This window comes from Rhodococcus sp. T9N, assembly GCF_024436645.1.
Taxonomy (GTDB): Bacteria; Actinomycetota; Actinomycetes; order Mycobacteriales; family Mycobacteriaceae; genus Rhodococcus_F; species Rhodococcus_F qingshengii.
The window spans coordinates 1-10,472 of the sequence record NZ_JAMSKS010000046.1 but is presented as its reverse complement, the minus strand read 5'-3'; the positions used below and the strand labels follow the sequence as shown (position 1 = coordinate 10,472).

Genomic DNA, 10,472 nt, shown 5'->3' with positions numbered 1-10,472 from the left:
TCGGCCGTGCAGGAGAAGTTCGGCGCCGGAATGCAAATGACCTCCGGTCTTCGCTACACCGACAACGGTTACCACTCGCAGGGTATGGCTGCGGACTTCTCGAACGGCTACTCCTCGACCCCTGAGATGCGCCAACTCGCAGGCTGGATTGCAGACAACTTTGCAGGCCGAACCATCGAGTTGATCCACGATCCGTTCAATCGCAACATCGGCGCCGGCAACCCGGTCGGTGACGGTTACGGGTTCTACGGCGCGGGCACGATGGCGGAGCACAACAACCATGTGCACTGGGCAGTCGCGGAACCGGTTGGCCCTGGCGGCGATCCGGCCGACGCGGATGGCGGCGGGCTGATGGGAAGTGTGCGCCGTCTTCTTGGCGGCGCAGTCAACTCGGCCCGGTCGGTCGCAGCTTCGACATTCGACAAGACGGTGTCGGGCATTGGTGCTGGCATACCGGATTTCGGACCGACGCTGATGGGTCAACTCCCCAAGGCTGCGTTCACCGCAATCAAGGATGCGATGACCACTGCTATCAGGGGTGCCTCCGGGCCGAACGATTCAGGGTCGACGCCGTTCGATATCGGCGCTGGCGCAGAACAATGGCGCTCCAAGGTGATTGAAGCTCTCCAGCGAGAGGGGTTCGACGCCAACGAGCGGAATCAGAATCTGATGCTCGCGCAGATCCAGTCCGAGTCCGGCGGCAATCCGAACATCGTTCAGTCGGTTCAGGACGTGAACTCGGGCGGCAATGAAGCGGTGGGTCTACTTCAGGTCATTCCTGGAACCTTTGCGACCTACCGCAATCCGGATCTGCCGAACGATCGCACAGATCCCGATGCTTCAATGTCCGCGGCGTTGCGCTACTACCGATCCAGGTATGGCGATGACCTCGGGGCCATGTGGGGCCAAGGGCACGGCTACGCGCTCGGCGGGATCATCCCCGGATACAGCCCCGGCCAGGACAAGTTCCAGGTCGGAGTTTCCGGCGGTGAGTCGATCATGCGGCCCGAGTGGACTCGCGCTGTGGGTTCGTCGTTCGTCGATGGCATGAACTCGATCGCCCGTAAGCAGGGTGTCGAGGGCGTGCAGCGGGCGATGGGCATGTTCGCGCAGGGCGGCGTCTTCGATCCTGAAGAGGCTCGCCTGTACGCGGAGGGTCGTTTCGCTCAGTTTGGAACTCAGGTCGGCGACATCGCGAAGAGTGCCATCCCGGAGATTCTCGGAGTTCAGGGCACGCCCTTGGATCCGAATCACCGGTACTGGCAGGCGGCGATGGACATCAACGCTGCCGTCCAGGGTGCTCAGGCGGCCGCTCCTGTCGTCTCGGATCAGGCGGGGTCCAACTCGATTCAGTCCGCGATCGCCGAAGGTGGCCGCGTCATCGAGGAGCACATCCACTATCACGTCGCCGATATGGCCGAGGCGATTCAGAAAGAGCGCATCCGGCAGCAGCAGCAAGCGCTGTCGTTCACCGGTCGCTGACATTCACCAGGAGGTGATGGATGACATTCACCGCCACTGTGGAGCTCGAAGGCGTGAACGGAAAATGGTTCACGCTTTCGGGCCCCGGAATGGGACTACAAGGGGCTCACCTCGGCACGAAGGTCGAAGGGTTTTACGACGCTCCGGTCAAGACGATCCACAATTCGCACGCTTTCCAAACTGGTTCGACGTATGGCGGGAAGCGAAACCTTCAGCGCGACCTCGTGTTCGGGGTGTGGATCACTGACGATCATGTCGATTCGTGGGCTGAAGCGGATTCGGAGTGGCGCAAGGCGTGGTCGTACGACAAGGACTGCACGTTGTGGATCACCTCGGAGGGTAGTCGCCGGTTTCTGAAGTTGCGTTTGGCTGAGCAGCCGCAGGTCGATATGGAACATGACCCGCGGCTGCTCGGTGACGCGCAGGTGACGATGACGTGCGTTGCGAATGATCCGTGGTGGTACGAGCCGGACGTTACGGCGCAGTGGGTTTCGCCGACCGACACATCCAGCGGGTCCATCAACTACGGGACGCTGCCGGTGTCGAATCCGACCGACGTCCCGATCTGGCTGAAGTACGTGGTCCAGGGGCCAGGCCGTCCAATGCTGCCGGACTTCAGTTTCGGTGACGACCGGTACGAGCGGGCCGTGATTGACGCTGACCGCAAGATCTGGTGTCCCGCAATCTCTGCGGGCGACACGATCCTTTTCGACACGGACGAGGAAGCCGACCAGGCGACCTCCCTGCTGAAGATCCCGTACTGGCAGCAGATGAAAGGAGTCACGTTCTGCTATCCGATCCCGCCGTACACCAATCAGGTTCAGCTCCCAGTGGGGATGCGCAACGCCCCTGCCGGCGCCGGAATCCAAGTCCGCTGCCCCCGTCCATGGTCACGGCCTTGGGGCCTTCAGTAACAGGAGTGTGTCATGGCGGAGAGGTTTGAAGCTTGGTGCTTCTGTCCCGCGTGCGAGACGTTCGAATGTCACGCACTCCGGGCGCCTCGGGCGAAAGTTTGGGACCTGGACAAGATTCGGGCCGATTCTCCCGAGTGGTCCGACGAAGCGGTCATGCGATACGCACGCTTCCTCGATCGACGAGACGGCAATAGTGAATTCGGATTCGAAGTTATTCGCACATGCAAGTGCGGCCACGAATGGGGGCAGGTGTGACCTCAGTCGAAACAATCGACTTCGACGCCGTATTCACCCAGATCACCGACCGTTTGAAGGCTGAGCAGAATCAGCGACTTACTTCGCCGCTGGTTCGGCTATGGGATGGCGACTGGAATCTCCGCGGAATCATCAAGCGCGAGAACAACGCATCGTTCCAGTATCTCGACAATGAGACTGGAATCGGTTCGCTCGAGATGCCGCTCGACTACTTCATGTCGAAGTGGCTCGTCGACATCGACGGGCGAGGAACAACCAACGTCCACATCACGATCGACAAAGACGGCTCCCGCTGGGGCGGCCGGATGGACGAGTTCAAGATCATCAAGGATGACGACGGACGGAAGTACGTCCGGGTCATCTTCAAGAACGACTACGAGGAACTGAAGCACATCCTCGCGTGGTCGAACCCATTCCTACCCGCCGAAGTGCAGTTTCCTCGCTTGTGGATCTGCTTCGGCCGTGCACGGTGGGCCCTGAAGACGACCCTGCTCGTGAACCTGATGCGACTCGAATCGTCGCTGTTCATGCTCCCGGACGATCCGATGAACCCGGCGATGTGGAACAACTTCGACCAGTCGACCTGGTGGAACGTCGTCAAGCCTGACCTAGAACCCGATCATTCAGTCGGCGCTATCGTCCACTCCCGCTTCAAGAACATGCACGACGTCAGCAAGAAGATCGTCGCTGACGCCCAGCTGTCCTGGGAACCGCGGCGTTACCTCCAGGGTGATCCGCCTCCGTGGCCGGGCGCGAATATCCGTCACGGCTGCCTCGTCTGGGACCTGATCGACAAGTCGGGATGGAACACCGGAACATCATTCGGCGGCAACATCTTCGAAGGCCTGTTCCACGAACTGATCAACATCGGCGCCGATGGCATCACGGAGAACGTCGAACAGGTCGACGACCCGAACGTGCCTGGCGAATATTTGATTCCCGGATTCAAGGGGACTATCCCGTCGATGCCCGGTGTGGTGTACCGCGAAGGTGAACACACCGGCATTCAGGCGTCGGAGTTCAGCCACAAACCCGCGACTGACGTTGGGGTTGTAGCGGGCGGGCACTCGATGCCCGGTGTGAACGAGTTGATCTCTGCCGCAGTGCAGATGGTCGGCGACCTCACTGCCATGATTCCCGGCGTTCCGCCTCTCGGTGGTGTCGCGGACGCGATCCTGAAACCGCTGTACACGGACGTGTTCCTGGCATTCGGCAAGTGGAAGAGCCCACAACGAGCGCAACGTCTCGGCGGTTCCCACTATCACGAGAAGTGGGCCGAAGGCGGAGACCGGGCGTACACGCTGGCGTTCCTCCTCGCGATGCGCGCCGGCATGTGGTCGACCCGAGAAACGAACCGCGTCACACTCACTGTCGCTGACGGTGCTCCGTGGCGTATCGGCCAACGCGGGCATGGTCACTTCTTCCTCGGCGATCGTGTGGCGTTCTCCGTCCTCGGCATGAAGCCGGGGCGGTTGTTCGTCGAGCGCGTCTCTGAACTGACCCTCGCATGGGATCGCGACTCAACTCCCGGCTGGCAGATCCAGATCGGCCAGCGGGAAGCGGAAGACCCGGTCGCTCGGATGGCTGAAGACATGCAGGACTTCCTTGGAATGCTTCAGGAACTAGGAGTGATGTAGTGGCTGATCGGATTCCGACTCTCGAGAATTGCGATCCGAACGATCCGGAGCAGGTGCTGCAGTGGATCGCGGTGCAGTTGCCGTTCGCCGGTCAGCAGGAATACACGCCTGGACCGGATCAGCGGGCAGCGTGGTCGAAGCGGTGGGACTCGTTGGCAATTGTGTACGCGCCAAGTCTTGCGAAGTTGGCTGACGAGAACGGAAACATTCATGTCAGCCAGCTTCCGCAGCCGAAGCTGAAACTTCGTGTGCCGTACCGCGGCCAGCAGCATTACCTGAACGGTGCGATGCAGTGGGTCGACATCGACGAGCCGGAAGTGTCGCCGGTGGCCCTCCCGGACATGGCCGAGTACACGCGCCATGAGCAGGAGTTCATCGCCGAGCAGTTGCGCTATCACGGCGTGGTGAAACCTGATGAGCCGAAGATGGATACGGCTGTCGTGGTGGACGGATCGGATCTGTTCAACCCTGCGGATCACACGGTCAGTGCCGTGAACGGCTATCTGATGGCGCCGATTCCGATGCCAGAGAAGCGTCGTGTGATCGCACTCGAGATGTCGTCGAAGAAACCTCGTCAGGGGATTCTCAACAACCCGAACAACAGGGGGATCTGATGCGCTGGAACGCAGTCGCTTCAGCGGCAACCCTAGCTAGGAGAAGCACATGACCTGGACAGGAGATCCCGTCTGGCTCGCAGATGTCTTGCGTGCCGAGGGAATCAAAGTCGTCGAATACCCCGGCTGGAAAGACCGTGGCCATGGCGACATGGAAACCATTTGGGGCGTCGTCGCACACCACACCGGCAACAACCCACCCGGCAACAACCCCGGCTACATCGCGAACCATCCAAGCCTCGGCCTGTGCTCGCAGATCCACCTGTCCCGAGATGGTGTTGCCACCGTCGTCGGCGTGGGTGTCGCCTGGCATGCCGGCAGCGGGTCATACCCGGGCCTGCCGACCAACGGCGCGAACGAACGCACCATCGGCATCGAGGCGGAGAACAACGGCACCGAAGGCTGGTCGCCCGCACAGTATGACGCGTATGTGCGGTGCTGCGCTGCGATCCTCCGGAGGGTCGGTCAACCTGCATCGCATGCGATCGGCCACAAAGAGTGGGCTGGTGCAGCTCAAGGTAAGTGGGATCCCGGCGGAATGGACATGAACAAGTTCCGCGCAGACATTCAGGCTCGAATCAACGGCGCATTTGCTGCGCCTGCTACCCCCGGAGGTTTTCTCATGGCTCTTTCCGATGATCAGCAACAGACGGTATTCAAGGCGGCCGAGCGCATCAATGGTGTTGTCCGATCCCGCACTTTGCCGGAAGGGCAGGTTGATCCCGAGTCGTACCCGCATGGCGGCGCGGCTGTTTTGGATGCCGCTGATGGCGCGTACATCGTCGGCAAGATCGACGGACTCAAGGAGAGCATCGATGCTCTCACCGCTGCGATCAAGGCAGGAAAGTAATGGGAGAACATTCAAGGCCTGACGAAGCAACTCAGTCTCAGTACCCGTGGCGGGCTGTAGCTCGCACGGTGGTCGCATTTCTGATTGCGATTCTGCCGGCAGTATTGGCGGCGCTGACAGACGCCTCGACGACTACACAGTCGACAGCATTGGCGGCGGCAGTTCCGATCATCGCAGGCGTGACGAAGATCCTCGCGAACCCCGCAGTGGATGCATTCCTGAAGCAGTACCTTCCTGCGCTTGCTACGGCCCCTAAAGGGTGAACGGCATGTCAGGGGTGCGCATTGTTTCCCTGATTATGGGTTTGATCTCGATCGCCGTGGGGGTCCTTTACTTAGGGCCGTCTCAGTGGGTCCGGCGGCCACTGCCTCCAGGCCAGGAAACGCTAGTGGTGATCATCGAATCCTTTGGCCCAGTGTGGCCGGTGGTCTTCATGGTGACTGGCGCCTTGCTGGCGACTGCAGCGGTGTGGGGGAGGTGGGCTGTTGGTGCGCACATCGTCGGGATCTTCGGGTGGATGTTTTATGGAGTGTCGATCATTTCCGGTTCGGTTTTATCTGAACCTCCTGCGCCGATTGCGTTCGGCGTTGTAGCTATCGGCATTGCTGGCATTCATTTCGGGATGACCAGGGCACATCAGGAGGTAGGTGGGTGAGCGCTGATTCTCTTGGTGTCCTTCTCGCTTTGATTGTCGCGTTTGGTTCGGCGCTCGCGGGCGCTGTTACTGCGTGGAGGCGGGCACCTCAAGACAATATTGCCTCTCTGGCTGTGCGTTTGGATAAATCGGATGCACGAGCCGACAAGGCTGATGCTCGGACGACCGAGCTCGAGAAGAAAGTTGCCGAGCGTGACAATGTGATTGACCACTTGGACCGCTGGCAACTCGCGGCCCGGACGTACATCGCCACCTTGCGTAACACTCTCGCCGACAATGGAATTCAAGTTCCAGCCCCACCTGCCGACCTAGAGATCGTCCCTAGGGGCGGCGACGGCTAATGAGGAAAAGTAAGCGTTCATCGAAAGATTTTGTGAGCGAATCGGATTCCACCAAGGAGGCCTAGATGACAACCCCAGGAATCTCCGCCCCTGATGGTGCGTATGTCGTCGGCTCCCGGTATGGGCAGGATGTCACCGCGGAGTCGGCCAAGGCCCTCGCGACAGGCGGCGCACGTGGCGCTTTCGGTGGCGCCCAGAACGCTTTTCGGTTCAATATCCAGTCGCCCTTGGCTGAGCAGATCGCGATCACAAACTCGCACGAAGTCGAGATCGGCCAGATAAAAGAAGCTGTCCGGCAGATGCTCCTTCAGGGTGAAGCGTTGAGGTATAGCACCAACCAGGTCTACTACCCATCCGAGGGAATTGTGTCCGTCGACCTGATTCTGATCGGCGCTGGTGGCGGCGGTGGCGGTGGCAAGTGGGATACGCAGATCGGTAACCGCCAAGGCGGATCCGGCGGCGGTGGTGGCGGTGAGATCACTGCAACCATTCCTGCGCACTTCTTGCCTGCTTCAGTGCCGATCACGATCTACGCCCCAGGCGTGGGAGGCGGCCGCGAGGGCGCTGGCACCGGCGGCGGAAACGTGATGTTCGGACCATACCTGATTGCAACTGGCGGACAAGGCGGGCTCGGCGGAAACGGCAACGACCACCCTCGACCCATTGGCGGCTCAGGTTTGATCGCGGGCGGCTACGGCGGCATCGGCGGCTTCACGCCAGATCCAGTCGGCGGCTGGTCGAACTATCCGGGTGAACTCCGCGGCGGTGGAGGCGGCGGTGCCGCGGGCACAAACTTCGGCGCAGTCGGCGGAACCGGCGGCGCATCACCAGGCGGGCAGCCTGGAATGAATGGGACCGCGCCACCCGAATTTATTGCAACAGGTGGCGGCGGTGGCGGCGGCGGATATGGAAGCCATCTAGATGGCGGACACGGCGCTTCGCCAGGCGGCGGAGGTGGCGGCGGAGCTGGCGGTGGATTCGACCAGACCGGCAACGGCGGCAATGGAGGAGTAGGGCTTCTCTACGTCATTGAACGGAAAGCCTGATGCCGCGCAACAGGGTTCGCGTATATACCGCTTCGGATACGTGGACTAAAGATCCAAGCCTGTATGCCATTGAACTTGTCATTCGCGGCGCTGGCGGTGGCGGCAGTTGGCCTTCAGGCAATGGCAACGGTCATGGCGGAGGCGGTGGGGCAGTAGTCAGATCGCCCAAGCGGAGGATCCCTGCCGCGGAACTTCCCGAGACCGTTCCGGTCATCGTCGGACTCGGTGGCAACGGCGGAAACAATTCGAACCGCACAGGCGGAGACGGAGGCAGGTCCGCATTCGGCGACATCCTCGAAACCGAGGGCGGCAAAGGTGCGACCACAACGACCCGAGGCAAAGGCGGGCAGTCAATGCTGCCTGGCGGCGACGGCTCTCAGGCTGGCTCGGCTGGCGGAACCGCTCTAAATGTTCGCTATTCGACACTGGCCGGGGGTGGCGGTGGAGCCGGTGGCGGTAGTGCCAACGGCGGCAAGTCCGCTCTCGTTCCTGGCGGTACAAGCAACCCAGCGTTCTGGCAGACGCTCCAGTCCGGCGGCGGTGGCGGATCGGGCGCTGCTGGCGGATTCCCGGCAGGCGGAGGCGGTGGTGGTCAAGCGCCCAGCGTTCCTGCAGGCAAAGGCGCCAACGGCTGCGTGACGGTCATCGAATATCTCTACGACGAGGATTGATATGCCAACAGCAACTTTGATCGACGCCAACTATGGCGGATGCCCCGGCCCCGCGCACCTGTACGAACTGTCGGAACCATTGGCGGAGAATCGCCGCGAACTAGTCGGCGGGCAATGGGTGACATTGACGCACACTCGCGTAATCGTGTGGGTGCAGCCCGCTTTCGGGTCGATGAGTCCTTGCGTGAAGGTAGTCCCGCTACGGACGACAGAGGCGCCAGCACTGAACGTGGAGATGCCCGGTTCGTACATCCTGCAGCACGAGGTGTCGATCAACGAGGCCGCATGGTGGGCACTGATGACGGCAGGTGGTTACGAGATTGTGGTGCCCGATCCGGTGGTCGACGACAGTCCTGCCGAGTTCGACGAGCCGGCAACCCTCGAACCCCTCGCCCTCAACAAGGCTGAACCTGAAGTCACTGAAGTGATCCGAGTCCACGAACTGGCAAAAGAACTCGGCATCGACTCCGCTGAACTCCTCGCCAAGCTCGCCGAATACGGCAGCACCATCACGAACGCATCCGCGAACGTCGACCACGACACCGCCCAGATCATGCGCGGCATATACGCAGAGGGGGAGTCGTGACCGTACTCACCGGACAAATCCGTGACGTCGCAGAGTTTGACGATCAATCCGTCTTCGCCTTCCAGATCCCCGAGATTCGCGGCGACGGAAACGAAGTCGTCACAACCCGCACCTACTTCGTGCAGGCAGTGAACGGCGTACTCACCACCCCTGACCTCTCACCCGGACCGGCAACACTCACTGTCCGCGCCAAGGAATACCAGATCCTCATCCCGGAATCCGGTTCACCACTTCCCATCTGGCCGCTCATCGATGCCGGAATGCCTGCGCCAGTTGGCCAACCGGGGTTCGTCCGCAACGCCGGTGGTATCGCACGCGTTCAGCGGACCACGATCGCCAACTATGCCGCGATCCCCAGCAAAGACCCCGAGACCCTCTACATCACTTTCGAGTCCTAGGAGACCGACATGGCAGTTACCGCGAAACTCTATGGCAAGGCGCTGCAGTCTGCCTTCAATGGTGAAATCAACTGGCTCAGTAATGCCTTGAAGGTAATGCTCTGCACCAGTGCATACACCCCAGACCAGGACACACACCAATACAAGTCGTCGGTGACGAACGAGGCGTCCGGTACCGGTTACACTGCCGGCGGCGCGGCGCTCGCGACTCCTACCGTGAACTACACCGCAGGAACGAACACCCTCGTCCTCGATGCCGAGGACACAGCGTGGACCGGGTCGACGATCACTGCACGGTACGCGGTCATCTACAACAGCTCTCCCGGCACCGACGCCACTCGGCCGCTGATCGCCTACGTCGACTTTGGTGCCGACGTGTCCACGACCGCCGGTACCTTCACAATAACTTGGGACGCAGCAGGTTTGGTCACGCTCACTGCCGCTTAACGGAAGGCTGACCGATGGGGTTGTTCAACAGAGGTCAGTCGATCTCCGGAATGTGGCTCGACGGTAAGCCTGCGATCCGGGCATATCTCGGTGACGTGTTGGTGTGGGATGGGACGAAGCCGGCGTTCGTGAATGTTCCGCGAGCGCTGGCGTCGGCACTGGCGGTAGCGCCTGCGGTTCGAGCGGATGCGTCGATGACCGCTGTCCGAACCTTGGGTTCATCCTCGGCGATTGCGCCTTCGCTCACAGCCTTCGCGACGGTCGATCCCGAGACTGCGGTGATTGTCACGGCTCAGGCCAGCACCCCGGCTGTCCGCGCCGATTCGATCATCATGGTCGAGACCATCACAGTGGGTGCGCAGGCATTGCCTGCTGTTGCGGCTCAGTCTTCCGCCGCTACGGTGGCGGCTCCTGTGGCTGTCGTCTCGGTTGCGACTCCCACCTCGTCGGTGGCAGCACACTTCGCGACCACCATTCCGGCGATCGCAGTCAATGCCGCTGCCCAAGTCCCAGTGATCACGGCAACTGGCGCTGCAGTAGTAAATGTTCCAGTGTCGGCCGTCAATGCGATGGCTC

Annotated in this window: 13 protein-coding genes and 1 pseudogene; all 14 read left to right on the top strand. The window is 61.2% G+C overall.

What is annotated here, in order from left to right; translation table 11 throughout:
• Positions 1–1,482: transglycosylase SLT domain-containing protein (locus tag M1L53_RS32740; RefSeq protein WP_261949482.1), on the top strand; the 1,482-nt coding region annotated here is incomplete at its 5' end.
• A gap of 20 nt (positions 1,483–1,502) precedes the next feature.
• Positions 1,503–2,396, top strand: coding sequence for a phage tail protein (locus M1L53_RS32735; protein WP_261949481.1), 894 nt, complete (start codon positions 1,503–1,505; stop codon positions 2,394–2,396).
• Between the two features lie 251 nt (positions 2,397–2,647).
• Complete coding sequence (locus tag M1L53_RS32730) at positions 2,648–4,288, top strand: phage tail protein (protein ID WP_261949480.1); 1,641 nt, start codon at positions 2,648–2,650, stop codon at positions 4,286–4,288.
• Positions 4,288–4,902 (top strand): DUF2744 domain-containing protein, encoded by a 615-nt coding sequence (locus M1L53_RS32725; protein ID WP_261949479.1) that lies wholly within the window; start codon positions 4,288–4,290, stop codon positions 4,900–4,902. The genes M1L53_RS32730 and M1L53_RS32725 overlap by 1 nt, the downstream gene beginning before the upstream one ends.
• A gap of 49 nt (positions 4,903–4,951) precedes the next feature.
• Positions 4,952–5,752 carry an N-acetylmuramoyl-L-alanine amidase gene (locus M1L53_RS32720; RefSeq protein WP_261949478.1) on the top strand — a complete coding sequence of 267 codons (801 nt, stop codon included), beginning with the start codon at positions 4,952–4,954 and terminating at the stop codon, positions 5,750–5,752.
• The gene (locus M1L53_RS32715) at positions 5,752–6,015 is read left to right on the top strand and encodes a hypothetical protein (RefSeq protein WP_261949477.1); all 264 of its coding nucleotides are present in this window, start codon (positions 5,752–5,754) and stop codon (positions 6,013–6,015) included. Before M1L53_RS32720 ends, M1L53_RS32715 begins: the two co-directional genes overlap by 1 nt.
• A 125-nt stretch (positions 6,016–6,140) precedes the next feature.
• Positions 6,141–6,407: a hypothetical protein gene (locus tag M1L53_RS32710; RefSeq protein ID WP_261949476.1), complete on the top strand. Its 267-nt coding sequence runs from the start codon at positions 6,141–6,143 to the stop codon at positions 6,405–6,407.
• On the top strand, positions 6,404–6,748 hold the full coding sequence (locus M1L53_RS32705) for a hypothetical protein (RefSeq protein ID WP_261949475.1): 345 nt from the start codon (positions 6,404–6,406) through the stop codon (positions 6,746–6,748). The genes M1L53_RS32710 and M1L53_RS32705 overlap by 4 nt, the downstream gene beginning before the upstream one ends.
• 65 nt (positions 6,749–6,813) lie before the next feature.
• On the top strand, positions 6,814–7,794 hold the full coding sequence (locus M1L53_RS32700) for a hypothetical protein (RefSeq protein ID WP_261949474.1): 981 nt from the start codon (positions 6,814–6,816) through the stop codon (positions 7,792–7,794).
• On the top strand, positions 7,794–8,465 hold the full coding sequence (locus tag M1L53_RS32695; RefSeq protein WP_261949473.1) for a hypothetical protein: 672 nt from the start codon (positions 7,794–7,796) through the stop codon (positions 8,463–8,465). Before M1L53_RS32700 ends, M1L53_RS32695 begins: the two co-directional genes overlap by 1 nt.
• 1 nt (position 8,466) lies before the next feature.
• Positions 8,467–9,051 (top strand): translation initiation factor IF-2 N-terminal domain-containing protein, encoded by a 585-nt coding sequence (locus M1L53_RS32690; protein WP_261949472.1) that lies wholly within the window; start codon positions 8,467–8,469, stop codon positions 9,049–9,051.
• A complete protein-coding gene (locus M1L53_RS32685) occupies positions 9,048–9,449 on the top strand; it encodes a hypothetical protein (protein ID WP_261949471.1) in 402 nt (133 codons plus the stop codon). The genes M1L53_RS32690 and M1L53_RS32685 overlap by 4 nt, the downstream gene beginning before the upstream one ends.
• Before the next feature lie 9 nt (positions 9,450–9,458).
• Complete coding sequence (locus tag M1L53_RS32680) at positions 9,459–9,896, top strand: hypothetical protein (protein WP_261949470.1); 438 nt, start codon at positions 9,459–9,461, stop codon at positions 9,894–9,896.
• Between the two features lie 14 nt (positions 9,897–9,910).
• Positions 9,911–10,472 (top strand): annotated as a pseudogene (locus M1L53_RS32675) (hypothetical protein); the annotation flags it as partial.

What these genes read in the sequence shown, in the direction of transcription:
- M1L53_RS32715 (WP_261949477.1), top strand. Translation starts at nt 5,752, where the DNA reads ATGGGAGAACATTCAAGGCCTGACGAAGCAACTCAGTCTCAGTACCCG.
- M1L53_RS32700 (WP_261949474.1), top strand. Translation starts at nt 6,814, where the DNA reads ATGACAACCCCAGGAATCTCCGCCCCTGATGGTGCGTATGTCGTCGGC.
- M1L53_RS32695 (WP_261949473.1), top strand. Translation starts at nt 7,794, where the DNA reads ATGCCGCGCAACAGGGTTCGCGTATATACCGCTTCGGATACGTGGACT.
- M1L53_RS32680 (WP_261949470.1), top strand. Translation starts at nt 9,459, where the DNA reads ATGGCAGTTACCGCGAAACTCTATGGCAAGGCGCTGCAGTCTGCCTTC.
- M1L53_RS32735 (WP_261949481.1), top strand. Translation starts at nt 1,503, where the DNA reads ATGACATTCACCGCCACTGTGGAGCTCGAAGGCGTGAACGGAAAATGG.
- M1L53_RS32720 (WP_261949478.1), top strand. Translation starts at nt 4,952, where the DNA reads ATGACCTGGACAGGAGATCCCGTCTGGCTCGCAGATGTCTTGCGTGCC.
- M1L53_RS32690 (WP_261949472.1), top strand. Translation starts at nt 8,467, where the DNA reads ATGCCAACAGCAACTTTGATCGACGCCAACTATGGCGGATGCCCCGGC.